Source organism: Micromonospora sp. NBRC 107095 (assembly GCF_030269705.1).
Classification (GTDB): domain Bacteria; phylum Actinomycetota; class Actinomycetes; order Mycobacteriales; family Micromonosporaceae; genus Micromonospora; species Micromonospora parva.
This window is the reverse complement of record NZ_BSTU01000001.1, coordinates 1,036,796-1,061,081: the sequence shown is the minus strand read 5'-3', so window position 1 is coordinate 1,061,081 and position 24,286 is coordinate 1,036,796. Positions and strand designations below refer to the sequence as shown.

Genomic DNA, 24,286 nt, shown 5'->3' with positions numbered 1-24,286 from the left:
CCTACCGCGCAACGGGTCCGCTCGGCCAGGAATGAGCCTGGATCGCCGGGGTACGCTGACGCGCGTGCCGCCGTTGAATCTGGGCAATCAGCAGCCGAAAACCCCGTTGGACGCCGACCAGGCCTGGCGGGCAACCGCCAGCCGGGCGGCCGGAACCGTGCTCTTCTTCGACTTCGACGGCACGCTCGCGCCCGTCGACGACGATCCGACCGCGGTACGCCCGGCTCCCAACGCGTTGGCCGCGATCGAGGCGCTCGCCCCGGTCGTGCAGCGGGTCGCGATCGTCTCCGCCCGACCCGTCGAGTTCCTTCGGGACCAGCTCGGCGGGCTCGCCGGCGTGGACCTCTACGGTCTCTACGGGCTGGAGCACAGCCACTCCGGCGGGGAGACCGTCACCGAACCGGCAGCGCTGCCCTGGGTGCCGACAATGGCCGAGCTGGCCGACCTGGCTCGGGCGGAGCTGCCTCCCGGCACGCTGGTGGAGTACAAGCGGCTCTCGGTCGCGCTGCACTGGCGTACCGCCCCGCAACTCGGCCCGACGGTGCAGCAGTGGGGGCAGGCGCAGGCCGACCGCCTGGGGTTGCGTTCGCAGGCCGGGCGGATGGTGCTGGAGCTCAAGCCGCCGGTCGACCGGGACAAGGGCATGGTCATCGGCGAGGCGATCAAGGGCGCCACCGGGGCCTGGTACTTCGGCGACGACGTCTCCGACATCAAGGCCTTCGCCGCGCTGCGCGCTCGCGCCGCCGCCGATCCGGACTTCCTCGGCGTGTGTGTGGCGGTGGCCAACTCGGAGACCGGACATGAGGTGGCCAACGCCGCCGACCTGACGATCGAGTCGCCGGCCGCCCTGGGCGACTTCCTCACCCGGGCGCTGACCCACCTGCCCTGACCGGCCTGCTCCGACCGAGCGGCGACCGATGGCGTCGCCGCCCGGTCAGGTGCCGTAGCGGCGTTGCCTGTTGGCGTACGAGCGCAGGGCCCGCAGGAAGTCGATGTGCCGGAAATCCGGCCAGTTGAGTTCGCAGAAGTAGAACTCCGAGTGCGCGGACTGCCACAGCATGAAGTCGGAGAGCCGCTGCTCGCCGCTGGTGCGGATGACCAGGTCAGGGTCGGGCTGGCCGCGCGTGTAGAGGTGCTCGCTGATGTGCTCGACGTCCAGCACCTCGGCCAGCTCCTCAAGGGTGCCGCCGGCGGCTGCGTGTTCCAGCAGCAGGGAGCGGACCGCGTCGGTGATCTCCCGCCGGCCGCCGTAGCCCACCGCGATGTTCACCTCCGCCCCTCCGCTGCGGTCGAGGGTGCGTTCCTCGGCGCCCTTGAGCGCCGCCGCGGTCTGCGCCGGCAGCAGGTCGAGCGCCCCGACCATGCGCAGCCGCCAGGGGTTGCCCTCCTCGGCCAGCTCCACCACCAGATCCTCGATGATCTTCACCAGTGGATCCAGCTCGCTCGCCGGGCGACGCAGGTTGTCGGTGGCCAGCAGGTAGAGGGTCACGTGCCCGACGCCGGCCTGGTCGCACCACCCGAGGACGTGCTTGATCTTCGCGGCGCCGACCCGGTGCCCGTCGTTCGGGTCGACGAAGCCCATCTCCCGCGCCCAGCGGCGGTTGCCGTCGCACATCACCCCGACATGGCGGGGCACGGGCTTACCGGCGAGCTTCGCCGTGAGCCGGCGCTCGTACACGGAGTAGATAAGGTTCCGCAGCGTCATCACCTAGCAGCGTAGCGACCCTTGCGCCAGTTCACCGCCTCGGAGCCCCATCCCCGCCGCCCAGACCGATGCCGATCATCGCGAGCGTACGAGCGGTGAGGCGTCCGTCACCCAACCCCAGCTCGACCACGTCGTAGAAGACCCGGTCGTCCCGCCGGGCCGCCCGGACCGCGGCGTCCACCACCCGCCGTCGCCGGGCCAACCAGGCCGCGACCGAACTGTGCCGCAGGTGGATGCCGAGACGGCGACGCAACCCGTGGGCGTAGCGGCCGGCGGCGTCCTCGGGCGATCGGGCCGCCGCCGCTCCGGCCAGCGCGCCGGAGAGCAACGCGTAGAAGATGCCCTCCCCGGTGAACGGGTTGATCAGCGACAGGGCGTCCCCGGCCAGCAGCGTGCGCCCCCGCCCCGGCGACGGCCGGTGCGTGGAGAGCGGCAGGTGATGGGCCCGCAACGCGGTCACTGTCGCCAGATCGGTGCCGGGTAGCAGCGCAGCCAGCCGGTCCAGCAGGTACGCCCGGCTCAGCGGCTCACCACGCAAAACCTCTCCGTACCCGACGTTCGCCCGGCCGTCACCGATCGGAAAGGACCAGGCGTACGCCGGCCAACGCGCCTGCGAGGTGACGATGAGCTGCTCGGACGGGCCGGGCAGCGCCGGGGCGTACCCCCGGATGGCCAGCGCGAGGTGCCGGTCGGGGTTCTGCGGATGGCCGAGCGCCCGACGCACCACCGAGCCGGCGCCGTCCGCGCCGATCACCACCCGCCCGGACACCTGCCCGTCGAGCACCACCCGCTCGGCTCGTGGCTCGACCCGACGCACGGTGTGCCGGCGCAGCTGCGCGCCGGCGGCCACCGCAGCCGCCACCAGCCGCGCGTCGAAGACCTCCCGGGGCACGGTGTACGCGGGTCGGGGCAACGCCCGGGCGACCGCGCCGCCCCCCGGCGAGGTCATGCGGAGCGCCGGCAACGGTGCGTAACCCGCCACCGCCTCGGTCACCCCCAGCTCGGTGAGCACGTCCACCGAGTGCGCGGCGATCCCGTCGCCACACGCCTTGTCCCGGGGGAAGTCGGCCCGGTCCAGCAGCAGCACGCTGGCACCGGCCCGGCACGCCGTCAGCGCCGCTGCTGCGCCGGCCGGCCCCGCCCCCACCACCACCACGTCGAACTCGTCGTCCACCGCGCGCCTCCCTCCAGTCCGACGCGGCGCGGCCGCTCCCGCCGGGCGACCTGGTCAGCCCTCCGGCCGGCCACACCGACGATCTCCGCAGCCGCCCGACGCCGATCGCTGTGACCGACGCCACCCGCCATCCTGCCCCCTGCCCGCCCGAGAAGACCGTTCCCGCACTGGACCGACAGGTCTCACCGCCCCCCTTTGCTCTGCACCCGCGGACGCGACGGTTACCGTCCGCCACTGTCGCTTATAGAGGTGCAGAGCAAAGGGGGAATGGGCCGTGACGGGGCCAGCGCCGTGACCGGGCCTGCGCTCACCGGCCGCCAGCCAGCCAGCGGGATGGGTGCGGGGCTGGTCGGCGGTCAGGGTTGGGGTTCAGGTTGGGCGGCATCGGGGGCGCGGGCGGCGCGGCGCAGGCCGTACAGGGTCAACAGTGCCGCCGCGACCAGGGGGCCGCCGTCGCGGATCAGGCCGTCGACCCCCAGCAGCCACCAGCACAGTGGCAGATCCACCGCGAGTACGACCACCGTGACGACGGTCAGCAGGCCACGGGCCCAGTCCTTGCCCCGCATCAGGAACGCGGTGCAGAACAGCACGGCGTAGCTGGCCGTGATGCCAGCGCCGAACCAGAACAGCACGGCCGGCACCGCGGTCAGCCGACCGTCCAGGATGGAGCCCCCGGCCACCAGTGCCGGCACCAGCATCAACGGGCTGTAGGTGAAGGCCGCCACCCGACTGGTCAACAACCAGGCGCTGGCCTGTGGCCGGCGGGGCGGGGTCTCCCGCCAGGAGATGCCGTCGGAGTCGATGACGAGACGCGGACGGTGCCGGACCAGGTGCCCGGCCAACGCCGACGAGCGGTAGAGCAGCCAGACCACCGCGACACAGAGCGCCGTGAGGATCGCGAAACCGAGCAGGCCGGGCAACGGCGGCACCCCCTGCCGGGGCACGATGAGCCGGCCGACAGCGAAGATCGTGGTGACCGCGAGGATCAGCCCGAACGGGCGGGCCACCGTACGACCCCGTTGCACGTGCCCGATCAGCAGCAGGAAACCGAACGAGCGCAGCAGGGCCCAGCCGGTCCGGACGGCCAACCCGAAACCCTGCTCCGGGGCGTACCACCAATTGAGCAGCTCGACCACGACGGTGGCCGCCGCCGTCGTGGCCAGCATGATGACGAGCACCCGGACGGCGGACGGCCGCCGGACCTGGGTCTCGGCGGCCGTCCTCATGAAATCCGATGTTGCCCGCGAAGGGCCTCGTTCACACCTACCGCTGCGGCTGTTCGGCGTCCAGGCGCGCGCGCAGTGCGTCCAGCTCGGCCCAGAGCACGCCGGGCAGCTTGTCACCGAACTTCTCGAACCACTCGGTGATCATCGGAAGCTCGTTGCGCCACTCGTCCGGGTCGACCTTCAGCGCGATCCGGACATCCTCCGGGGTCATGTCCAGGCCCTCGACGTCCAGGGCGTCCGGCGCGGGGACCATGCCGACCGGCGTCTCGACCGCGTCGGCGGTGCCCTCGATCCGCTCCACGATCCACTTGAGCACCCGGGAGTTCTCGCCGAAGCCGGGCCAGAGGAACGAACCGTCCGGGTCCTTGCGGAACCAGTTGACGTAGTAGATCTTCGGCAGCTTCGCCTCGTCGCCGTCGGTGCCCTTGCCCATCTCGATCCAGTGCCGGAAGTAGTCACCGGCGTGGTAGCCGATGAACGGCAGCATCGCCATCGGGTCCCGGCGGACCACGCCGACCGCGCCGGACGCGGCGGCGGTCGTCTCCGACGAGAGCGTGGCACCCATGTAGACGCCGTGCACCCAGTCGCGGGCCTCGGTCACCAGCGGGACGGTGTCCTTACGGCGTCCACCGAAGAGGATCGCGTCGATCGGAACGCCGTTCGGGTCGAAGTACTCGTCGGCGAGAATCGGGCACTGGGTGATTGGGGTGCAGAACCGGCTGTTCGCGTGGGACGAGAGGCTGTCGCTCTCCGGCGTCCAGTCGTTGCCCTTCCAGTCGATCAGGTGCGCCGGCGGCTCACCCATGCCCTCCCACCAGATGTCACCGTCGTCGGTGAGGCCGACGTTGGTGAAGATCGAGTTGCCCCGGTCCAGGGTGCGCATGGCGTTGGCGTTGGTCTTCCAGTCGGTGCCGGGCGCGACGCCGAAGAGCCCGTACTCGGGGTTGACCGCGTAGAGGCGGCCGTCCGGGCCGAACCGCATCCAGGCGATGTCGTCGCCGATGGTCTCGACCTTCCAGCCCGGGATCGTCGGCTCCACCATGGCGAGGTTGGTCTTGCCGCAGGCCGACGGGAACGCGCCGGCGATGTGGTAGACCCGGCCCTCCGGCGAGGTGATCTTCAGGATCAGCATGTGCTCGGCGAGCCAGCCCTCGTCCCGGCCCATCACGCTGGCGATCCGCAACGAGTAGCACTTCTTGCCCAGCAGCGAGTTGCCGCCGTAACCCGAGCCGTACGACCAGATCTCCCGGGTCTCCGGGAAGTGCGAGATGTACTTGGTGTCGTTGCAGGGCCAGGCGACATCCTCCTGGCCGGGGGCGAGCGGAGCGCCGATGGAGTGCAGCGCGTGCACGAAGTCCGCGTCGTCGCCCATGGCCTCGAGGACCTTCGCGCCCATCCGGGTCATGATCCGCATGGAGGCGACCACGTACGGGCTGTCGGTGATCTCCACACCGAACATCGGGGACTCGGCCTCCACCGGGCCCATGACGAACGGGATGACGTACATGGTGCGACCGCGCATGGAGCCCCGGTACAACTCCGTCATCGTCCGCTTCATCTCGGCCGGCGCCATCCAGTTGTTGGTGGGGCCGGCATCCGCCTCGTCGACGGAACAGATGTAGGTGCGCTCCTCGACCCGGGCGACGTCCGTCGGGTCGGTGCGCGCGTAGAACGAGTTGGGCTTCTTCTCGGGGTTGAGCCGGATCAGAGTGCCGGCCTCGACCAGCTCATCGGTGAGGCGGCGCCACTCCTCGTCGGACCCGTCCACCCAGACGACACGGTCGGGGGTGGTCAGTTCTGCGACCTCACGGACCCAGGCGAGCAGTTTCGGGTGGGACGTCGGGGCCTGATCGATTCCCCGCACAACAGCCGGAGCAACCATGACACATCTCCTTGTGGTCGACGCTGACCGATCTATGGGATGCACGAGACTCGGCGGCGCGAAGCGTCGCCTTCGTGGAAACCTGGGATTGGCCTCAGCGTAAACCGGGCAGCCTTCCGAGTCAGTGGGACAGGTTGTGAAGAACTGCACAAGCTACGGCCTCGCTGCGGCATCACGAGCTGATACCCGCTTTCCCGCGCAGTTTCACGCAAATCTTGTTGTGCACCCCGGCGGCGGCTTGGTGCGGTCGGGCCGTGGACCTGCCCCGCCGACCGGTGCGAGGATTCCCGTTCCGCGGCGGCTCAGTCCTCCCAATTGGCTACGCTCTGTGCAGTGTCACGTACGCAGACGCCGGGCCCCTCCGGGACACCGCGCCTGCTCGCCGTTGCTACCCCTCCGACTGGCCGGCAGCCGGTAGGCTCCCCTGCGTGGCCGCCACGATGACCGGGGAACAACCGGGTTCCCCGCAGACCCGACGGGGTCTCGTCGGCACACTGCTCGACCGCTTCGGTCATCTCCTCCGCGAGCTGAGCAAGTTCGCCACCGTGGGTGGTTTCGCCTTCCTCATCGACTTCGCGCTCTTCAACTACCTGACGAGCAGGCACGGCGTCGAGGAGCTGACCGCGAAGACGATCTCCACAGTGATCGCGGCCACCGTCGCCTTCGTGGGCAACCGGTTCTGGACGTGGCGGCACCGTCAGCGCAACAACGCGGCCCGCGAGTACGCGCTCTTCTTCTTCTTCAACGCGGTCGGCCTCGGCATCACCGTCGCCTGCCTGGCGCTGAGCCGCTACGGGCTCGGGGCCATCTGGCCGGCAGTGTTCCAGACCCGCCTCGCCGACAACCTCGCCAGCTACATCGTCGGCACGGGGGTCGCCACGCTGTTCCGATTCTGGTCCTACCGGCGGTTCGTCTTCGTCGAAGCGGGAACCCCGACCGTTCCGCAGGTGAATCCCGACCGTGATCACGGGGCGTGACCTGCCGCCCACCTCGTTCGGCCGGTGATCGCCGGCCGCACCGACTGCCCTAAGGTGTTTCGCATGCGTCTTGTCCGTCTGCTGCCTGAGCGCTGGCAGAAGTTCATCCACGAGGCGCTCAAGTTCGGCATCGTCGGCGGCATCAACACCGTCATCAATTACGCGGTGTTCAATGCCCTCGCACTGACCGTTTTCGTCAATGGTCAGTTGAAGGCGACCGTGATCGCGACCATCGTCGCGACCATCACGTCGTACCTCATGAATCGGCACTGGACGTACCGCGATCGCCCGAAATCGGCGCTTCGTCGGGAATATCTGCTCTTCTTCCTTTTCAACGGCGCGGGCCTGCTCATTGAGCTGGGTGCCGTGGCGGCCGCCAAGTACGGTCTCGGCGTACACGGCCTGCTGGCTCTGAACGTGGCCAAGACCGTCGGCGTCATGCTGGCCACGCTGTTCCGGTTCTGGTCCTACCGGACCTTCGTCTTCCAACCGGTCGCACCAGCACCGGACGAGGCTGCGAAGCCCCAGTCCACCTGGCACAGCATTCCGCGCGACGAGTGGGACACCATGGCGGAGATGGACCCGGTCGCCGAGCTGGCGGAATCCGTGTCCGAGTTGGAGGAGTCGGAGCCCGCACAGCGCGCCGACTACCCGCCCGGCACACCCACCCAGGGTCGGCCCCCGCACCTGAGCGTCAGCCCCGCCGCCGACCTGGACGCGGAACTCGCCGCGGAACTGCACGTCGGCACCCGTCGCGCGCCCCGCCGGTGACCACACCCGACGCCCGCTCCGGCACGGGGCGACCAGCCGAGCTGTTCTTCGAGGACCTCGTCCCGGGGCTCACCGTCGACCTCGGCGTGGTCACCGTGGACGCCGACGAGATGGTCGCCTTCGCCCGCCGCTTCGACCCGCAGTGGTACCATGTCGACCCCGACCTGGCCGCGGCGAGCCGGCACGGCGGTCTGATCGCCAGCGGTTTCTACACGGTCAGCCTGTTCATGCGCGCGTACGTCGACCACCTGCTGTCGCGGGCCGCCGCGGACGCGTCCCCCGGCCTGGAGGAACTGCGTTGGCTCGCCCCCGTGCGGGCTGGCGACCGGCTCGCCGTCCGGGTCGACGTGATGGGTGCCCGACCGTCGACCGCCCGTCCTGGGCTCGGCACCGTCAGCCTCACCGGCACCATGCTGCGCCTCGGCCCGGACGACCGGCCCGAGCAGGAGGTGCTGCGGACCCGCTTTCGCGGGTGGTTCGCCGTCCGGCCGGTCGAGGCCGACCCCGCCGACCCCGCCGACGCCGAAGCTGTCGAAGCCGCTCCGGCCGACGCCGACCGCCCCGGAGCTGACCGCCCCGGAGCTGATCGGCCCGCCGACGGCCCGATCGCGGCGGACCCGTCCGCCGCCGCGCAGCCCACCGCCGCGCCGTCCGAGGGCGAACCGACGGAGATCAGCGGCTCCGCCGAGGCGCACCGACACCACTGACCCGCCCCCGACACCGTGGCAGGGGGCGGGTGTCAATGGGACCGGTCAGGTGGTGGTGTCGCGCAGCGACTTGCCGTCCTGCATGTCGGCGAGCATGTCGCGCATCTCGCCATCGCCCAGCGAGTGCTTGTCGTGCTGTGCCTCGACCAACTCGTACAGGGTGGTCTGCACCTTTCCGACGTCCGGCACGTCGGACAGCACCGACTGGCCGCGCTCACCGGCCGACTCGATGGTGAGCGTCCCACAGCCGAGCAGACGCTCGACGAAACGCTGGTTCATCGAGTGGTCGTTGACCCGGGCGAGCGGGAGGTCCCGCCGGTCCCGGGAGAGGACACCCTGCTGGAGCAGGACCCGCTCGTTCGTGAACAGGTAGTGGGTGGTGCGCCAGACCAGGAACGGCCACAGAGCGAGCCAGAGCACCGCGACCAGGGCGATCGCCCCGATCACGGCCAGCGCGATCGAACCCCCGCCGCTCTCGGGCAACAGGACCACGCCGACCACCACCGCGGCGATGGCCAGCACCAGCACCGCGATCGGCCGGATCAACGCCTTCCAGTGCGGGTGCAGGTGCAGCACGACATGCTCGTCCTCGGTGAGCACGTCCTCAGGAAACGCCACGGGAACCTCCAACGCGATTTTCTGGACGCGCAGACGGTAAACCCGCCAAGCCCCACCACAACATCCGCCACGCGGCCCCCCACCCGTTCGCCGCGATCTTGAACTTTCGATCACCGCTGCCGGGCTCGCCACCCTCGGTAGAACCGCAGGATCGCAAGAGTGGGGTCAGCGGAGGTGCAGGACGTCGCCGGCTGCCAGAGCGCGGGTTCCGGTGGGGGTGCTGACGATCAGTTGGCCGTCCGGGTCCACTCCGGTGGCGGTGCCGGTCAGGGAGTCGCCGTCGGGGAGCAGGACGCGTACCTCACGGCCGACCGTCGCGCAGGCCGCCAGATAGGCGTCACGCAGCCCGCTGGCCACCGCGTCGCCGCCCGCCGAACGCCAACGGTCGTACCAGTCGGCGACCGCCCGCAGCAGCGCCCGCAGCAGCGGATCCCGATCGGTGGCCGCCGCGCCGGCCAGCTGGAGCGAGGTGGCCGGCAGCCCGGTCGGATTCACCGGCAACTCGTCGGCGCGCAGTGTCACGTTGAGCCCGATGCCCAGCACGATGGCCGGCGGTTGGTCCGGCGTACGTCCGGGCACCGCCTCGGCCAGCACGCCCGCGCACTTCGCGTCGTCGATCAACAGGTCGTTCGGCCACTTCAGGGTGGCCTCCAGCTCGGCCAGCCGGGCCACCGCCTCGACCAGCGCCACGCCGGCCAGCAACGGCAGCCACCCGTACCCCGTGGGTGCCGCCGGCAGCCAACCGCGGTCCGGCACGGCCTCGCCGGGCCGCAGCAGCACGCTCGTCGCGATGCCGGCCCGGGCCGGCGACTGCCAGACCCGACCGCGGCGACCACGACCCGCGGTCTGCCGCTCGGCGACCACGACCAGGCCCTCGGGCTCGTCGGTCCGGGCCGCCTCGGCCACGTCGGCGTTGGTGGAGCCGGTCTCGGCACGCAACTCCAGCCGGGCCCACGGCCCGTTCGGCGCGACCAACGCGCGGCGCAGCCGGGCCGCCGACAGCGGCGGCCGGTCCAGATCGGTGTACGGGGAACCCGGCATTCCGCCAGCCTACGGCGGTGCCCTGATCGACACTGAGGCGTACTGCACAGCGGCACCCACCTGAACCATCGTTATATTCCGTGGGTGACTACCGAGACCGGGACCAACATCCACAGCACCGCGGGCAAGCTGGCGGACCTGGAGCGCCGGGTCGACGAGGCGGTGCACGCCGGGTCGGCCCGTGCCGTGGAGAAGCAGCACGCGCGCGGCAAGAAGACCGCCCGCGAGCGGATCGAGATGCTGCTCGACGAGGGCTCCTTCGTCGAACTCGACGAACTGGCCCGGCACCGGTCCACGGCCTTCGGGCTGGAGAAGAACCGGCCCTACGGCGACGGTGTGGTCACCGGCTACGGCACGGTGGACGGCCGGCAGGTGTGCGTCTTCGCCCAGGACTTCACGGTCTTCGGTGGTTCTCTCGGCGAGGTCTTCGGCGAGAAGATCGTCAAGGTGATGGACCTGGCCATGAAGATCGGCTGCCCGGTGGTCGGCATCAACGACTCCGGTGGCGCACGCATCCAGGAGGGCGTCGTCTCGCTCGGCCTCTACGGTGAGATCTTCTTCCGCAACGTCCGGGCCTCCGGTGTCATCCCACAGATCTCGCTGGTGATGGGCCCCTGCGCCGGCGGCGCGGTCTACTCCCCCGCCGTCACCGACTTCACCGTGATGGTCGACCAGACCTCGCACATGTTCATCACCGGCCCCGACGTGATCAAGACGGTGACCGGCGAGGACGTCGGCATGGAGGAGCTGGGCGGCGCGCGCACGCACAACTCCCGCAGCGGCAACGCGCACTACCTCGCCAGCGACGAGGAGGACGCTGTCGACTACGTCAAGGCGCTGCTGTCGTACCTGCCGTCGAACAACCTCGACGAGCCGGTCGTTGTCGAGGCCCCCGCGTCGCTCGAGGTCACCGACGAGGACCGGGAGTTGGACACCCTCATCCCGGACTCCGCCAACCAGCCGTACGACATCCACACCGTCATCGAGCACGTCCTGGACGACGGGGAGTTCCTCGAGGTCCAGCCGCTCTACGCGCAGAACATCGTGGTCGGCTACGGCCGGGTCGAGGGGCGGCCGGTCGGTGTGGTCGCCAACCAGCCCATGCACTTCGCCGGCACCCTGGACATCGCCGCCTCGGAGAAGGCCGCCCGGTTCGTGCGCACCTGCGACGCGTTCAACATCCCGGTGCTGACCTTCGTGGACGTACCCGGCTTCCTGCCCGGCACCGGCCAGGAGTGGGACGGCATCATCCGCCGGGGCGCCAAGCTCATCTACGCGTACGCCGAGGCCACCGTCCCCAAGGTCACCGTGATCACCCGCAAGGCGTACGGCGGGGCGTACGACGTGATGGGCTCCAAGCACCTCGGTGCGGACCTGAACTTCGCCTGGCCGACCGCGCAGATCGCGGTGATGGGTGCGCAGGGCGCGGTGAACATCCTCTACCGCTCCGAGCTGGCCGGTGCCGAGGACCCGGCGGCGGTCCGGGCCGAGAAGATCGCCGAGTACGAGGACACCCTGGCCAACCCGTACGTGGCCGCCGAGCGCGGGTACGTCGACGCGGTGATCCCGCCGCACGAGACGCGCACCCAGATCGTCCGGGCGCTGCGCGTCCTGCGCACCAAGCGGGAGACGCTGCCGCCGAAGAAGCACGGCAACATCCCACTCTGAGACTGGGTGTACCGCTCGCGTGATCCGCGCAACTTCGGGGAAAGTGTTGCCTCCCGGCGTCAGGAGGCAGCAACAACCTTGATGTTGTGCGGATCATCGCCCGGTCGTGTCAGCAGGGCGGGTTGGCGGCGGCGCACATCCGGGCCGCCGCCGCCACGGCAAGCTTGCGGAGTTCCGCCTGGGTGCCGTCGTACCCGAGGCGGAGCACCGAGACGGTGTCGCCGACCCGGACGAGGGCCGTCGGGATCGGCGGCGAAGCGTCGCCGATCGTCTGCCCGGTACTCACGTCCCTGGGGGCCGTGAACGACTGCAGCAGGATGGCGGCGTCGTCGCCGGCGAAGTCCCGCTCCGTCACCCTCCACCGGTGGGTGGTTTCTATGGTGCTGACCACCCCAGCCGTATCCAGTTCCCCGACCTGTCGCCATTCGGCGCATGGGGCGATCAGGTCGTCCAGACCGGTGAAGAGCTGTGTGGCCGCATCGGGCATCAGCCGGAAGAGGTCCTGCTCGACCAGCGCGTCGCCCTCCGTGCGAGGGCCAGGAGGGTGCTCTCGCAACAGGGTCTGCGAGCGGGACAGGATCGACATCTGCCAGCCCTCCGGGAACCCTTGGCTCACGCGGCAGGCGCCGAGCATCAGATCCCACCGAACTGGCTCGCCCAGCCCTGACTGGCTGAGCTGCCAGGGGTATTTCGGCGCGGCGACCGGCTGCGTCAGGTCAGCTGGCTGCAGGAGAGCGTCCGTGCTGATCTCGTGGCGGGTCGGCGAGGCGGAGGCGGCCGGAAGGGCCGACGGCGGAGATGTCCTCGGCGCGGCGACCGCAGCGGCGGACACCCCGGCGAGGGCCAGCACGACGGTGACCGCCACGATCCTGCGCTGGCTGCGGCGACGGGCCCGGGCACGGATCTCCTCCGGGCCGAGCCAGCGCACGTCCTGCAGGTCGCGCTGAATCTGTTCGACCAAGGTCGGGTCGTCACGCATCGGTGGCCTCCTCCAGGTCAGAGACGGCGAGCAGACCGGCGAGCGCAGCGCGCCCCCGGGAGAGTCGAGCCTTCACCGTGCCCACCGGGGCCGCGGTCTCCCGGGCGACCTCGGCGACCGGCATGCCCATCAGGTAGTAGAGGGCGATGGCGACGCGCTGCTCCTCGGGCAGCCGACGCAGGGCGGCGACCACCGCGACGGTGTCGGTGCCCGGCCCGGGAACGCTCTCGGTGGCACCGTGTCGCAGGTAGGCACGGGCCCGGCTGCGCAGACTGCGCCAGCGGCTGACCGCGATCCGGCTGGCCACCACCCGCACCCACGCCTCCGGGTCGTCGTACGCGCTGACCGTCGACCAGCGCTGCCACGCCCGGACGTACGCCTCCTGCACGGCGTCCTGCGCCTCGCCCCGATCACCGGTGAGGGCGTAGACGAACCCGAGGAGTCGTTGTCGGCTCCCCCGGTAGAACTCGTCGAACCCGTCGACGTCCGGCACCAGCTACCTCCCCGTGTCGGTCGCTGGGAACACGCACCGGCCGGGGTGGTCGGTTGCCCCGGTCAGGTGATCATCTTCTCCAACTCGGCGAGCGGGAACGCGCCGGCCGCCATCCGTTCCCGGGCCGCCCGGCGTACGGCCCGCTGCACTGCCACGTTGGCCGGTGTCGGTACGCCGTGCAGCCGGCCGAGCAGCGCGATCTCCCCGTTGAGGTGGTCGACCTCGGTCGAGCCGGTGCCCCGGGCCAGGCTCTGCCAGGTGGAGCCGCCGGAACGGTCCTCGCCGGCGACCGGGCGCTGCCCGACCAGGTCGCCCCGTTCGGCCTTCTCCTCCTCCGGTGAGGTGTGCGCGATGCCGGCGGCGGCGAGCGCGGCGACGCCCTCGGCGCGTACCCGCTCGGCCAGCGCGTCCGGGATGTCCCGGCCGAGCAGCGCCTGGAGGCCGTTACCGAGGTTGCTGAGCAGCTTGCCGTACTTCCAGCGCAGCACGTCGGCGCGGACCGGGGCGACGAAGCCGGCGGCGGTCAGGTCGGCGGCGATCGCCCGGTCGGTGTCGTCGGCACCTGCGGGGTACCGGCCGATGTGGAGCATCCCGGGGTGCGGGTACCCGTTGGCGACCACCACGCCCGGGTCCAGGTGGGTGGCCGGCAGCCAGACACAGACCGGGTGCACGTCGGCGAAGAGGCGCAGCGCGGCCCGCTCGTTGGCCACCCCGTTCTGCGCGGTCACCAGCGGCAGACGTTCGCCGGCCGTGCCGCCGCCGACGACCGGCGCGTCCACCCAGGCGGCCAACGCGCCGGCGGTGTCCTGCGACTTCACGGTGAGGATCAGCACGGTGTCCGCTGGCAGCGGCTGGTCACCGGGCCGGTCCACCGCCGCGAGCCGGGAGGTGACCTCACCGTCGGGCTGGCGCAGGGTCAGGCCCCGCGTCCGGATCGCGTCCAGGTGGGCGCCGCGGGCCACCACTGTCACGTCCCGGTCGGCCTGGGCCAGCCGTACGCCGATGGTGGCGCCGACCGCGCCCGCCCCGATGATCACGTATCGCATGGGCCTCATTCTGCCCGCCCGCGCGCCTTCCGCCCGGTGCACCGCCCGCCGGTTGTCTTCCGCCTCCCGTCAGCCGGTCAGGCCTGCGTCGGTGAGGAACGGGCCGGCGAGCAGGAGCGCGCCGGCGATCAGCGCCGCCAGGTTGACCAGGGCGAAGACGCTCACCCAGAAGAACGCCGGGAACGGGGTGAGCCCGGCGAGCTGGTCGGCGTCGGAGGCGGGCATCCGGCCCCGGGAGCGCAGCCGTTGCAGCTCGACCACCGGCCGCACCCCGCCGAGCAGCAGGAACCACACCCCGGTGTACGCGAAGGCGGCCTGGACCTGCGGCGTCGCGTACCACGAGACGGCGAACACCAGCGCGCCGGTGACCAGCAACGACACCACGCCGAAGGCGTTGCGGATCATGACGAGCATGGCCAGCAGCAGCGCCACCGCCACCCAGAGCAGCAGGGTGATCCGGTTGCCGCCGAGCAGCCAGGCGCCGGCCAGCCCGACCAACGGCGGGGCGACGTACCCGGCGAGCAGGGTGAGGATCATGCCCGGCCCGGTGGGACGGCCGGCGGAGAGCGTCAAACCCGACGTGTCCGAGTGCAGCCGGATGCCGCGCAGCTTGCGGCCGGTGAGCAGGGCGACGAGGGCGTGCCCACCCTCGTGCGCGATGGTGATGGCGTTACGGGCGATCCGCCACGGCAGCCGGGTGGACACCACCACCAGCGCCACCGCCCCGGTGATCAGCACCAGCAGCGCAGGCGGGTCCGGCTGCGCGCCGAACAACGTGTCCCACTTCTCGCCCAGCCCGTCGATCGACATCATGGGGCGCGAGCCTACCGGCGGCGTTCCGTGTCGCTCTCGAGGCACCGGCTCGTATCCTGTGAGACTGATCGGGTGGCGAGTGAAGCGGGAGGTGAACGTCGGTGAGCACTGCCCCCCTGGAGCCGCACGTCGGCCTGTGGACCGAAGCCGACTACTTCGCCCTGGGCGAGACCCCTGATCGGATCGAATTGCTCGACGGGAGCCTGCTGGTGAGCCCTGCCCCGAGCCGACGGCACCAGCGGGTGTCGCGTCGGCTGGCGAACAGCATCGAGGCAGCAGCGGAGCCTCGCGGTTTCCTGGTCTATGACGCTATCAACGTCCGACTCGGCGTCGACCGGGTCGTGATTCCGGATCTCGTCGTCACCGACGCCGACGACGACGGCACGTATCTCGACTCCGAGCGGGTGTCTCTCGTCGGGGCGGTCGTCTCGCCGGGTAACGCCGCCGCCGACCGTCTGCTCAAGATGCAGCTCTACGCCATTGCGCGAATCCCCTGGTACCTGCTTGTCGAGCAGGACGGGGACGGTCACTCGTTGCGGCTGTTCCGGCTGGACGGTGAGCACTACGTCGAGGACCAGGTGGCCAAGCCCGGCGAGACGCTGACCGTCGTCGAACCGTTCCGCTGGCAGCTCGACCCGGCGACACTGCGCTGACCCGTCCCGCCTCGGCCAGCGGTCCTGCACGCCCATCCGTTGAAGCTTTTTTCAGTCACTCTTGCGATCTAGGGCACTTACCTCCAATGATGGGCGTCGATAGAGCGACGTCCTTGGAGGCACTCATGGCCCGTACCTCATCAACGCTGCGCCGCGCACTCGCGGCCGGCCTCACCGTCCTCGCCACCGCGGCGGCGGCCCTGGTAGCGACCGCCGGACCGGCGGCCGCAGCCACCACACCCGGCATCGACGTGTCCCACTACCAGGGCAGCATCAACTGGACCAGCGTCCGCAACGCGGGCATCCAGTTCGCCTTCATCAAGGCGACCGAGGGCACCAGCTACAAGGACCCGAACTTCAACGCGAACTACGTCAACGCGTACAACGCCGGGGTGATCCGCGGGGCGTACCACTTCGCCCGCCCGAACATCTCCGCCGGCTCCACCCAGGCCAACTACCTGGCGTCCAACGGCGGCGCCTGGTCCGCGGACAGCCGCACCCTGCCGGCCGCGCTGGACGTCGAGGGCAACCCGTACAGCGGCGGCTACTGCTACGGGCTCAGCACCACGGGGATGCGCAACTGGATCCAGGACTTCCTGAACACCTACCGCTCCCGCACCGGCCGGTACGCGGTCATCTACACCACCACGAGCTGGTGGAACCAGTGCACCGGCAGCTGGACCGGCCCGTGGGCGAACCACCCGCTCTGGCTGGCCCGCTGGGCGAGCGCGCCGGGCACGCTGCCGGCCGGCGCGTCGGTGTGGAGCTTCTGGCAGTACACCAGCACCGGCGCGGTCTCCGGGATCAGCGGCAACGTGGACCGCAACTACTGGAACGGCGACCGGAGCCGCCTGATCGCTTTGGCCAACAACACCTGATCGGACTGTTGGCGGCAGCGGGATCGACGGTCACCAGGACGGTCGACAATCGGTCCGGCTGCCGCCACACCATCGGTTACGGGTCAAGCCCGCCGCCGGCTCAGGGCCGGCACCACGGCGTCCTCGCGAGCGAGCGCGCCCCTGCGGGTCATCCGCCAGGCAGCAACGCCAAGGCCGGCAACGATCACGACGCCGAGCAGTGCGACGAGCACCGAAACCCCCGCGCTGACCAGCAGCAGAATCGCGTCGCCGAGCGCCACGAGCATCCACAGTGCCAGCCGGGGCCGAGTGTCCCTCCGTCGGTAACCCATGTCGTGCCTCCTTCCGTCGTCGAAGGTCAATTACCCCGGACGACGGAAGGTCATGCGAATGAGTTTCAGTCCTTACGGTCGGGCACGAAGCCCTTGGCGATCCGGTCGAAGTTCGGCAGATTGGCCTGCCAGTCCTTCTCCGCGATCTCCCACCGCAGGGCGTAGCCGCGGTTGCTGGCCGTCACGAACCCACGGTTACGGACGTGGATCCGCTGCCCGTCCCGGGTCTCCAGCCACTCCCAGTCCGCACAGGTCTTCCAGAAGTTGCAGCGCACGATGTTCAGGTACTGATAGTTGTTGACTTCATTCTTGCGGCCGCCCTCAATGCTCTTCCAGTCGGCGTATGCGTCCTTCTTCGGCGTGGAGGTCCACTGGACGAGCAGCTCCCCCGGCCCGTTGGACTCGTCGAAGACGACAGTGTTCCGACCAGCGTCTCGGCGCACCCAACCATCGGGGATCGGCAGGGTGAAGCCTTCCGGGTCCTTGTGCAGCTTCCAGCCCGCCGGCAGCGCGTTCGGGTCGACCGAGGGGGTGGCCGAGGCCGACGGGGTCGGCGCACCACTGGTGGGCGGCGGCGCGGCAGCGGAGGTCGGCGCGGGCGCCGAGGTGGCGGCAGCACCGGTCGGGTCGGCCTGCGGGGTCTTGTCGCCGTCGCCGCTGGTCAGCATCGGGACGACCACCGCGAGGCCGATCAGCAACAGGGCGACCAGCGCCCCGATCAGCACGTTGCGGCGGGTGTTGTTCGGCTTCGTGCCATCCGAGGGCGGCACCGGCGCGCGGCCGGCCGGACCCACCGGCGGCATCAGCGACGTCGGCGTGGTCGGCTTCCGCTGCTCCGGGGCCACCGGCGGCCCGTCGACCACCGTCGGCTCGTCGTCGCCGTTCGTCGTACCGTCGCCGCTCGTGTCGGGCGCGGCCGCGACCGTCGCGGTCGGCTCGGCACCGGTCGGCTCGGCACCGGTCCGCTCAGCACCGCTCGGGTCCGCCTCGGAGGGGCGGTCGATCGTGGCGGTCGGCTCTGCCGGTGCCGCTGCTGTCGGCTCGGCGGACACCACAGCGGTCGGGTCGGCGGCCGCACCGGAGGAAACCACAGCCGTCGGCGTCGCATCAGCGGCCGGGGTGGCGGCGGAGGTGGTCGCGGCGGCGGCCGGCGGCGGCGACACCGGCCGGTCGACACTCGCGGCAGGTCGCGGGGCCGGCACCACCGGCAGGCGCGGCTCGCGCGGACCGTTCGGCCCAGGCCGGCGTACGCCATCAAGCAGTGAGATCCCGCGCGACCGCTTGCCTCCGGCGCGGCGCAGCAACCGCTCCGCCACCTCGGCGGTGATCCGCTCGTTCGGGTCCTTGCGCAGCAGCCCGTTCAGGACGGCCTTCAGCGGACCGGCGTTCTTCGGCGGCGGAATCGGCTCGGTGGCCAACGCGGCCAGGGTGCCGATCGCCGACGGGCGGGCGTACGGCGACTTGCCCTCGACCGCCGCGTAGAGCGTCGCGCCCAACGACCACAGGTCGGCCTCCGGACCGGCGGTGCCGTCTCGGGCCCGCTCCGGCGAGATGTACGCGGGCGAGCCGAGCACCATGCCGGTGCGGGTCACGTTGGGGTCGCCGGGGATCGTGGCCAGACCGAAATCGGTCAGCACCACCCGGCCGTCCTCGCCGAGCAACACGTTGCCGGGCTTCACGTCGCGGTGCATGACACCCGCTTTGTGCGCGGCGCTGAGCGCTCCCAGCACACCTAGGCCGATCTCCACAGTGCGGGCCACCGAAACCGGCCCGTCCTCGGCGAGCGTGTCCTGCAACGACTTCGACGCCACGTACTCCATGACGATCCACGGATCGCCGTCGGTGCGCAGCACGTCGAAGATGCGGACGACATTGGCGTGGTTGAGCCGGGCGATGGCCCGCGCCTCCCGCAGCGAGCGCTCGCGCATCTCGCGGCGTTCCTCATCGGTGAGACCGGGCGGCGGCACCAACTCCTTGATGGCGACGTCCCGGTGCAGCACCTCGTCGCGCGCCTTCCACACCCGGCCCATGCCGCCCTGGCCGAGCGGCGACAGGAGCCGGTATCGGTCAGCGACGAGTTGGGGAAGCGCGTTCGACATCGGTGAGACGGTACCCGGACCCGCTGACGCTCACACCGCCGGCACGCCACTGTGCGCTTCGGGTAACTTCGCGGCGCGTACCCTGACGGCATGTCTGCCGAAGAGCCGCTGTTCCGGGTCGTCCGCGGCGTGCCCACCGCCGAGGAGTTGGCCGCTCTGGTGGGGGCCATCATCATCCGGTCCCGCCCGGCCGCCGCCCCCGCGCCGACAGCCCCGTCCGCCTGGGCGCGCAGCGGCCGACCGGGCAGCTCCCGCGGCTGGCGCGCCGCCGGCCTGCCCCGCTGACCCCGAGACCTGCCGTACGGGGGCTGCCAGGGTGGCGTTGAGCCGTTAACCTCACTCAGGGAAACGGTGCCGCTACGGGTAGGGAGGATCCATGATCCCCGAAGAGGACCGGCCAGCACCCTGGCTACGCGGTTACGGCGGCATCGAAGCCGACATCAGCCAGCTCAGAGAGTTCGCCGACCGGCTCGCCGCCGACGTCGAGCGCAACTACGCGCCGCACCTGTCGTACATCGCCGAAGACATGTCCGCGAAGCTGCCCAACCCCTGTGACGCCTTCATCGAGCTGGTCACCTTCCTGCACGCGCACCACGAGACGCAGCAGGCCACCGCCGACATGGTGTACGCCGTCCGAGGCGCCACCGGCCACCTCGCCGCCGCCGCCGACCAGGTCGCCACCCACTACGCCGACAGCGACGCCTTCACCGCCGCCCGAGTGGTGGACGTGCAACAAGCCCTCGCCAACCCTTTGAACATGCTGCCCGGCGGCCCCACTGCGCTGCTGACCGACCCGACCAGCCCTGACGCGGAAGGACCGGTGGTGCTGCCGTGATCGAGCGGGGCACCGGCCGCACCTCCGGCCTCACCGACTGGCACCTCATGGACGTCAACAGCATGTGGGCCTGCCTGCAGGACCACGACACCGCCAACCACTGGAAGCAGGTCGCCGGCTGGCGCAAGGTCTGCGACCTCGCGCAAACCCACCTCGGCCGCCTCCAGCAGTACCGACGCGGTCTCGCCGAAGCATGGCCCCCCGAAACCAGCGCCGCCTCCCGCACCTACCTCGCCGAACTCGACGAACTCATCGACAAGGTGCAACGCACCCACGACGCCGCCGCCGCGAACTACACCGCCCTCTCCGCCGCCACCCAGGCCATCGGCACCACCCGCGCCGCACTCCGCAAGATCCATGAGGAGTACGCGACCAAGTACCAGCAGAAACAGGCGTACGAGGCGATGGTCGCCGACCCGAAGGCGGTGATGGGCAACCGGGCCACCCAACCGCCTGTTGCCGATGGGGAACTGGAACAGCTGAACGCGCAGGCCCGGTCGATGATGTTCAGCCTGAGCGGCGAACTCCAACAAGCCCAAGCAACCCTCCAAAAACCACCTGCAGCGCGTCCGCAGGCCGGTAAGGATGTTTCTAACCCGGATGTGTATGGCATCACTCCAGCACCCATCATTCCGCCAATCCTTCCAGCACCTATTTCATCAAAGACGAACGCCGCCCTCTCCTCTCCCAAGCACACCGCAGCCGCACCAGTTCCTATAGCGACCGGCAATGGTCCGATTCTTAACGGGACTGGCGCAGGAACTCCGCTGAGCCCAACCACGGTCGCGCAACCCAACCCTGCATCCAACGCATCCCCTCCCCCTACCTTTTCGGGCGTACCACCCGTCCTTCCGCCTACTGCCACCCATACGCCGGTTAGCCATCAACCGGCGGGACCGATCGGACGTCCTGGTTCGAATGGCTCAAGCGTCCCGTCTCGCGGACCCGGGCCGGATCCGACGCGAGTGATGCCACCAGGAGGGGTTATCGGAAGCGTTCCCGGGTCGCTGCCCCGTCAGCCCGACAGCAACAGCGTTCCTCCACGCCGCGTTAACCCGGTTGGGGGCGTAATTGGCGGCGGTGGCGCCGGAACTGCCCCTACCGGTGCGGCCGGATCTCGCCCTTCCGCCGGAAGGGGATTTTCTCAAACACAGGGAATGCCTCCGATCGGCGGAGCCCCAGGGCCTTGGCGTTCCGGGATGAACAGAACCGACTACCCTAGCCGGAACGGCGGAAATGCGAAAGAGGTGGATCGCTGGGATCCGGACAATCCTTGGGAAACCCAGCAGGGAGTTCGTCCAGTGGTCCGCCCTACTGACGACGAAGGGCCAATAGACCCAGGACCGGCAATCGGCATCGACCGGTGAGAGGGCTGAACGCACACGCCTCCCTAGCGGTCCTGACACTCGTTGCAGTTATCGCCTTCCCCCCTGCTCCTGCCGGTGTTAGACAGCCCGGCCTGCCACCCGACGATGGCCGGAATCGCATCCGCGCCGACCAGTGGCATTTGGTAACCCTAGCCTCCGAAGAAGCCAACAGAATCAGTCAGGGCGAGGGCGTCACTGTGGCAGTACCGGACACGGGGGTTTACCCTCACCCCGACCTGAAGGGCAATCTCCTTCGTGGTGCTGACCTAACTCAGGCAGGAGTGGGCGGCGATGGCCAGGGCGATCAAAATAGTCACGGCACGGGAATGGCAGGCCTTATCGCCGCTCATGGCCAAGAAGGAGGCCGCGGAGCTCGAGGCATTGCACCGAAGGCTAAAATCTTGCCAATTATTTCCTCGACACCCGACAACCAGAGCAGCCCAGACAATCTCGGCAGAGCAATCGACTATGCGGTTTCCTCCGGAGTTGACGTGATCAGCATCTCCAGTTCGGGAGGATCCAGCCCTACCCTACGTCGTGCAATCAGGGAAGCAATTCTCGCGAATATCGTCGTCGTCGCAGCTGCGGGTAATCGACCAGCGGACACCGAGGTTGGTTATCCCGCCTCCGAAGATGGCGTCCTAGCCGTGGGCGGGGTCGACAGATCGAGCACTCGCGCTGCCGTCTCGGTGACTGGTCCCGATATCGACGTAGTTGCGCCGGCCGTCGACATCTACAGCACGAGCATCGACGGCAAGTACCGCAAAGGGACTGGAACTTCTGACGCAACCGCGATCGTGGCGGGCGCGGCCGCACTGATCAGGTCGAAGTACCCCTACCTCCCGGCGCGAGAGGTAGCGCACCGGCTCACGGCTACCGCCGTCGACAAGGGCCCTCCTGGGCGCGACGACGAGTACGGCTATGGAGTGATCGATCTTGTGGCGGCGCTGACGGCAGACGTACCGCCGCTGGGGTTTGAATCGGTGAGCGCTCCGGCCGGTGCTGGCCCGACCACGACGGCTGCCGCTCAGCCGGGTGGTCAGGATGATGGCTCGACCGTGCGTGGCCTGGCCACTCTTGGCGTGATCGTGGCCGCCGGGGTGGGATGGATGGTGATAGCGCGACGTCGCCGTCGTGGTGATGATCCGCCGCCCAGAATCAGTCGGTGATCGGTCACGAGGCGCTGATCGACTCGGGTTTCTTGATGTCGGGGTGTCTCGGGCCGCGGGATGGGCCTACATCACTGACACCTAACGGATTTTCGCGCTGGATGAGGGCGGCTAGGCGGTGATCCACTCGGCTTTCAGGAAATCGCTGTGTCCGGGGCGATGGGATAGCGCGTTTTTCTGAAAGGCGAGTGGATCACGGGTGCCGGCGGGGCTACGACCGCCGGCCGCCAAGGCCCCGGACCACCGAGGCCGTTGGGGCGGCATCGGCGGGGGCGCCGGGCGGGGTGTCGGGCCTGGTGGGGGTTGGGCGGTAACGTCGGGCTCGTGTCTGAGACTTTGCCGCTCCGCCTCGTGCTCGCTTCAGCGAGCCCTGCCCGTCGTAAGTTGCTCCAGGCTGCCGGTGTTGAGCCGGAGGTGCTGGTCAGCGGGGTGGACGAGTCCCTGGTGGTGACCGAGCGGGCCGAGGATCTGTGTCTGGAGTTGGCGCGGCTGAAGGCGCAGGCGGTGGTGAGCCGGCTGAACCCGTCCGCTGATCAGCGGACGTTGGTGATTGGCTGCGACTCGGTGCTGGCCTTCGACGGGGACATCCTCGGTAAGCCTGACGATGCGACCGACGCGACCCGGCGGTGGCGGCGGATGCGCGGGCGCAGCGGTGTGCTGCACAGCGGGCACTGTCTCATTGATCTTGATGAGGGGCGGCGGGCGGAGGCGGTCGCGTCGACCACGGTCCATTTCGCGGATATCAGTGACGACGAGATCGCCGCGTACGTGGCCACGGGTGAGCCGTTGGCGGTGGCCGGCGCGTTCACGATCGACGGGCTGGGCGGGCCGTTCGTGGAGCGGATCGAGGGTGACCCGGGCACGGTGGTCGGGTTGTCGATGCCGCTGCTGCGCCGACTCCTCGCCGAATTGGATCTGCGGATCACCGACCTGTGGACGAAGGTCGCACCAGGCGGCCAATCCGTCGAGCCGGGCGGCCAACCTGTCGAGGCGGGCGACCAATCCGGCGAGCCGCTCGGTAACGTCCGGTCATGACCACCAAGTCGATCCCGCTCACCGACGAGCTGCACGCCTATCTGGTCGCACACGGCTCCCCGCCGGACGAGATCATCCGGGACCTGGCCGAGGAGACCCGGTCGGTGCTGCCGGAGCACGCCTCGATGCAGGTGGCGCCGGAGCAGGCCGGGTTCCTGACGTTCCTCACCCGGTTGCTCGACGTACGGCAGGCCGTCGAGGTCGGCACGTTCACCGGGCTGTCGTCGCTGGCGATCGCCCGCGGGTTGCCCGAGGGCGGGCGACTGACCTGTTTCGACATTTCCGAGGAGTTCACCGGCATCGCCCGCCGCTACTGGGCCCGCGCCGGCGTGCAGGATCTGATCGACCTGCGGATCGGCCCGGCCGCGGACGGGCTGCGGGAGTTGCCGCACGAGCGGCACCTGGACTTCGCGTTCATCGACGCGGACAAGACCGGTTACCCGATCTACTGGGCGGAGCTGGTGCCCCGGATGCGCCCGGGTGGAGTGATCGCCGTCGACAACGTGCTGCGTGGTGGGCGGGTCATCGCCCCGCAGGACGAAGGTGACCGGGCCATCGCCGCGTTCAACGACGAGGTCCTCGCCGACGTACGGGTGGACCCGGTGATGCTGCCGATCGCGGACGGTCTGACCCTCGCCCGGGTCCGCTGACCGCCGACGACCACTACACGCCGGCCGCCCGCCAAGAACCAAACCCCGCCGCCAACAAACCAAACCCCGCCGCCAACAAACCAAACCCCGCCGCCACCCACCAGACGCCGGCCGCCGACAAACCACGAAACGCCGGCCGCCACCGACCCAAAGCCGGCAACCGAGTGCCGGCCGCCGAACGCACACAAC

The 24,286-nt window shown here is 70.1% G+C and carries 25 protein-coding genes; 13 read left to right on the top strand and 12 right to left on the bottom strand.

Features of this window, described 5'->3' with window-relative positions:
- The first annotated feature begins 64 nt into the window (after positions 1-64).
- Complete coding sequence (otsB, locus tag QSK15_RS05065; RefSeq protein ID WP_279515195.1) at positions 65-889, top strand: trehalose-phosphatase; 825 nt, start codon at positions 65-67, stop codon at positions 887-889.
- A gap of 45 nt (positions 890-934) precedes the next feature.
- Here otsB and QSK15_RS05060 read toward each other — a convergent pair whose 3' ends face one another.
- From QSK15_RS05060 to QSK15_RS05045, 4 genes are all read right to left on the bottom strand, one after another.
- Positions 935-1,705, bottom strand: coding sequence for an isoprenyl transferase (locus QSK15_RS05060; RefSeq protein ID WP_285793104.1), 771 nt, complete (start codon positions 1,703-1,705; stop codon positions 935-937).
- Positions 1,706-1,736: 31 nt separating this feature from the next.
- Positions 1,737-2,879 carry a geranylgeranyl reductase family protein gene (locus QSK15_RS05055; RefSeq protein ID WP_285793103.1) on the bottom strand — a complete coding sequence of 381 codons (1,143 nt, stop codon included), beginning with the start codon at positions 2,877-2,879 and terminating at the stop codon, positions 1,737-1,739.
- 356 nt (positions 2,880-3,235) lie between these two features.
- Positions 3,236-4,105 (bottom strand): hypothetical protein, encoded by an 870-nt coding sequence (locus QSK15_RS05050; protein ID WP_285793102.1) that lies wholly within the window; start codon positions 4,103-4,105, stop codon positions 3,236-3,238.
- Between the two features lie 37 nt (positions 4,106-4,142).
- Positions 4,143-5,987 carry a phosphoenolpyruvate carboxykinase (GTP) gene (locus tag QSK15_RS05045; RefSeq protein ID WP_285793101.1) on the bottom strand — a complete coding sequence of 615 codons (1,845 nt, stop codon included), beginning with the start codon at positions 5,985-5,987 and terminating at the stop codon, positions 4,143-4,145.
- Between the two features lie 440 nt (positions 5,988-6,427).
- On the opposite strand from QSK15_RS05045, the gene QSK15_RS05040 reads away from it, so the two are divergent.
- The 3 genes from QSK15_RS05040 (at position 6,428) to QSK15_RS05030 (ending at position 8,442) form a co-directional block, all read left to right on the top strand.
- Complete coding sequence (locus QSK15_RS05040; protein WP_285794337.1) at positions 6,428-6,964, top strand: GtrA family protein; 537 nt, start codon at positions 6,428-6,430, stop codon at positions 6,962-6,964.
- Between the two features lie 63 nt (positions 6,965-7,027).
- Entirely contained in the window at positions 7,028-7,735 is a 708-nt protein-coding gene (locus QSK15_RS05035) for a GtrA family protein (protein ID WP_285793100.1), read from the top strand.
- On the top strand, positions 7,732-8,442 hold the full coding sequence (locus QSK15_RS05030) for a MaoC/PaaZ C-terminal domain-containing protein (RefSeq protein WP_285793099.1): 711 nt from the start codon (positions 7,732-7,734) through the stop codon (positions 8,440-8,442). The genes QSK15_RS05035 and QSK15_RS05030 overlap by 4 nt, the downstream gene beginning before the upstream one ends.
- 45 nt (positions 8,443-8,487) lie before the next feature.
- Here the strand turns inward: QSK15_RS05030 and QSK15_RS05025 are convergent, their stop codons facing one another.
- Positions 8,488-9,060 (bottom strand): PH domain-containing protein, encoded by a 573-nt coding sequence (locus tag QSK15_RS05025; protein WP_285793098.1) that lies wholly within the window; start codon positions 9,058-9,060, stop codon positions 8,488-8,490.
- 165 nt (positions 9,061-9,225) lie between these two features.
- Positions 9,226-10,101 carry a biotin--[acetyl-CoA-carboxylase] ligase gene (locus QSK15_RS05020; RefSeq protein ID WP_285793097.1) on the bottom strand — a complete coding sequence of 292 codons (876 nt, stop codon included), beginning with the start codon at positions 10,099-10,101 and terminating at the stop codon, positions 9,226-9,228.
- An 84-nt stretch (positions 10,102-10,185) separates the two neighbouring features.
- Here QSK15_RS05020 and QSK15_RS05015 point away from each other — a divergent pair, with 84 nt between their 5' ends.
- Positions 10,186-11,769: an acyl-CoA carboxylase subunit beta gene (locus tag QSK15_RS05015; RefSeq protein WP_285793096.1), complete on the top strand. Its 1,584-nt coding sequence runs from the start codon at positions 10,186-10,188 to the stop codon at positions 11,767-11,769.
- 109 nt (positions 11,770-11,878) lie between these two features.
- On the opposite strand, the gene QSK15_RS05010 is transcribed toward QSK15_RS05015, so the two are convergent.
- The 4 genes from QSK15_RS05010 to QSK15_RS04995 all read right to left on the bottom strand — a co-directional run bounded on the left by QSK15_RS05010 (position 11,879) and on the right by QSK15_RS04995 (position 15,100).
- Positions 11,879-12,748 carry a hypothetical protein gene (locus QSK15_RS05010; protein ID WP_285793095.1) on the bottom strand — a complete coding sequence of 290 codons (870 nt, stop codon included), beginning with the start codon at positions 12,746-12,748 and terminating at the stop codon, positions 11,879-11,881.
- Positions 12,741-13,241: a SigE family RNA polymerase sigma factor gene (locus QSK15_RS05005; protein WP_285793094.1), complete on the bottom strand. Its 501-nt coding sequence runs from the start codon at positions 13,239-13,241 to the stop codon at positions 12,741-12,743. Before QSK15_RS05005 ends, QSK15_RS05010 begins: the two co-directional genes overlap by 8 nt.
- A 62-nt stretch (positions 13,242-13,303) precedes the next feature.
- A complete protein-coding gene (locus QSK15_RS05000) occupies positions 13,304-14,287 on the bottom strand; it encodes a ketopantoate reductase family protein (protein ID WP_285793093.1) in 984 nt (327 codons plus the stop codon).
- Between the two features lie 69 nt (positions 14,288-14,356).
- Positions 14,357-15,100 (bottom strand): M50 family metallopeptidase, encoded by a 744-nt coding sequence (locus QSK15_RS04995; protein WP_285793092.1) that lies wholly within the window; start codon positions 15,098-15,100, stop codon positions 14,357-14,359.
- 101 nt (positions 15,101-15,201) lie between these two features.
- On the opposite strand from QSK15_RS04995, the gene QSK15_RS04990 reads away from it, so the two are divergent.
- Both QSK15_RS04990 and QSK15_RS04985 read left to right on the top strand, forming a co-directional pair.
- Positions 15,202-15,753, top strand: coding sequence for a Uma2 family endonuclease (locus QSK15_RS04990; RefSeq protein WP_285793091.1), 552 nt, complete (start codon positions 15,202-15,204; stop codon positions 15,751-15,753).
- 125 nt (positions 15,754-15,878) lie between these two features.
- On the top strand, positions 15,879-16,631 hold the full coding sequence (locus tag QSK15_RS04985) for a GH25 family lysozyme (protein WP_285793090.1): 753 nt from the start codon (positions 15,879-15,881) through the stop codon (positions 16,629-16,631).
- An 83-nt stretch (positions 16,632-16,714) separates the two neighbouring features.
- Here QSK15_RS04985 and QSK15_RS04980 read toward each other — a convergent pair whose 3' ends face one another.
- Both QSK15_RS04980 and QSK15_RS04975 read right to left on the bottom strand, forming a co-directional pair.
- Positions 16,715-16,942 carry a hypothetical protein gene (locus QSK15_RS04980; protein WP_030328904.1) on the bottom strand — a complete coding sequence of 76 codons (228 nt, stop codon included), beginning with the start codon at positions 16,940-16,942 and terminating at the stop codon, positions 16,715-16,717.
- Between the two features lie 65 nt (positions 16,943-17,007).
- Entirely contained in the window at positions 17,008-19,041 is a 2,034-nt protein-coding gene (locus tag QSK15_RS04975; RefSeq protein WP_285793089.1) for a serine/threonine-protein kinase, read from the bottom strand.
- A 129-nt stretch (positions 19,042-19,170) separates the two neighbouring features.
- On the opposite strand from QSK15_RS04975, the gene QSK15_RS04970 reads away from it, so the two are divergent.
- The 6 genes from QSK15_RS04970 (at position 19,171) to QSK15_RS04945 (ending at position 24,097) form a co-directional block, all read left to right on the top strand.
- Complete coding sequence (locus QSK15_RS04970) at positions 19,171-19,326, top strand: acyl-CoA carboxylase epsilon subunit (RefSeq protein ID WP_449892211.1); 156 nt, start codon at positions 19,171-19,173, stop codon at positions 19,324-19,326.
- A gap of 91 nt (positions 19,327-19,417) precedes the next feature.
- Positions 19,418-19,876, top strand: coding sequence for a hypothetical protein (locus tag QSK15_RS04965; protein ID WP_285793087.1), 459 nt, complete (start codon positions 19,418-19,420; stop codon positions 19,874-19,876).
- Positions 19,873-21,243, top strand: coding sequence for a coiled-coil domain-containing protein (locus QSK15_RS04960; protein WP_285793086.1), 1,371 nt, complete (start codon positions 19,873-19,875; stop codon positions 21,241-21,243). Before QSK15_RS04965 ends, QSK15_RS04960 begins: the two co-directional genes overlap by 4 nt.
- Positions 21,240-22,412, top strand: coding sequence for a S8 family serine peptidase (locus QSK15_RS04955; protein WP_285793085.1), 1,173 nt, complete (start codon positions 21,240-21,242; stop codon positions 22,410-22,412). Before QSK15_RS04960 ends, QSK15_RS04955 begins: the two co-directional genes overlap by 4 nt.
- Before the next feature lie 324 nt (positions 22,413-22,736).
- On the top strand, positions 22,737-23,447 hold the full coding sequence (locus QSK15_RS04950) for a Maf family protein (RefSeq protein WP_285793084.1): 711 nt from the start codon (positions 22,737-22,739) through the stop codon (positions 23,445-23,447).
- A complete protein-coding gene (locus tag QSK15_RS04945; protein WP_285793083.1) occupies positions 23,444-24,097 on the top strand; it encodes an O-methyltransferase in 654 nt (217 codons plus the stop codon). Before QSK15_RS04950 ends, QSK15_RS04945 begins: the two co-directional genes overlap by 4 nt.
- Positions 24,098-24,286 lie beyond the last annotated feature (189 nt).

What these genes read in the sequence shown, in the direction of transcription:
- QSK15_RS04995 (WP_285793092.1), bottom strand. Translation starts at nt 15,100, where the DNA reads ATGATGTCGATCGACGGGCTGGGCGAGAAGTGGGACACGTTGTTCGGC.
- QSK15_RS05010 (WP_285793095.1), bottom strand. Translation starts at nt 12,748, where the DNA reads ATGCGTGACGACCCGACCTTGGTCGAACAGATTCAGCGCGACCTGCAG.
- QSK15_RS04980 (WP_030328904.1), bottom strand. Translation starts at nt 16,942, where the DNA reads ATGGGTTACCGACGGAGGGACACTCGGCCCCGGCTGGCACTGTGGATG.
- QSK15_RS05060 (WP_285793104.1), bottom strand. Translation starts at nt 1,705, where the DNA reads ATGACGCTGCGGAACCTTATCTACTCCGTGTACGAGCGCCGGCTCACG.
- QSK15_RS05035 (WP_285793100.1), top strand. Translation starts at nt 7,028, where the DNA reads ATGCGTCTTGTCCGTCTGCTGCCTGAGCGCTGGCAGAAGTTCATCCAC.
- QSK15_RS05020 (WP_285793097.1), bottom strand. Translation starts at nt 10,101, where the DNA reads ATGCCGGGTTCCCCGTACACCGATCTGGACCGGCCGCCGCTGTCGGCG.
- QSK15_RS04975 (WP_285793089.1), bottom strand. Translation starts at nt 19,041, where the DNA reads ATGTCGAACGCGCTTCCCCAACTCGTCGCTGACCGATACCGGCTCCTG.
- QSK15_RS04985 (WP_285793090.1), top strand. Translation starts at nt 15,879, where the DNA reads ATGGCCCGTACCTCATCAACGCTGCGCCGCGCACTCGCGGCCGGCCTC.
- QSK15_RS05000 (WP_285793093.1), bottom strand. Translation starts at nt 14,287, where the DNA reads ATGCGATACGTGATCATCGGGGCGGGCGCGGTCGGCGCCACCATCGGC.
- QSK15_RS04965 (WP_285793087.1), top strand. Translation starts at nt 19,418, where the DNA reads ATGATCCCCGAAGAGGACCGGCCAGCACCCTGGCTACGCGGTTACGGC.
- QSK15_RS05040 (WP_285794337.1), top strand. Translation starts at nt 6,428, where the DNA reads ATGACCGGGGAACAACCGGGTTCCCCGCAGACCCGACGGGGTCTCGTC.
- QSK15_RS05050 (WP_285793102.1), bottom strand. Translation starts at nt 4,105, where the DNA reads ATGAGGACGGCCGCCGAGACCCAGGTCCGGCGGCCGTCCGCCGTCCGG.
- QSK15_RS05045 (WP_285793101.1), bottom strand. Translation starts at nt 5,987, where the DNA reads ATGGTTGCTCCGGCTGTTGTGCGGGGAATCGATCAGGCCCCGACGTCC.
- QSK15_RS04945 (WP_285793083.1), top strand. Translation starts at nt 23,444, where the DNA reads ATGACCACCAAGTCGATCCCGCTCACCGACGAGCTGCACGCCTATCTG.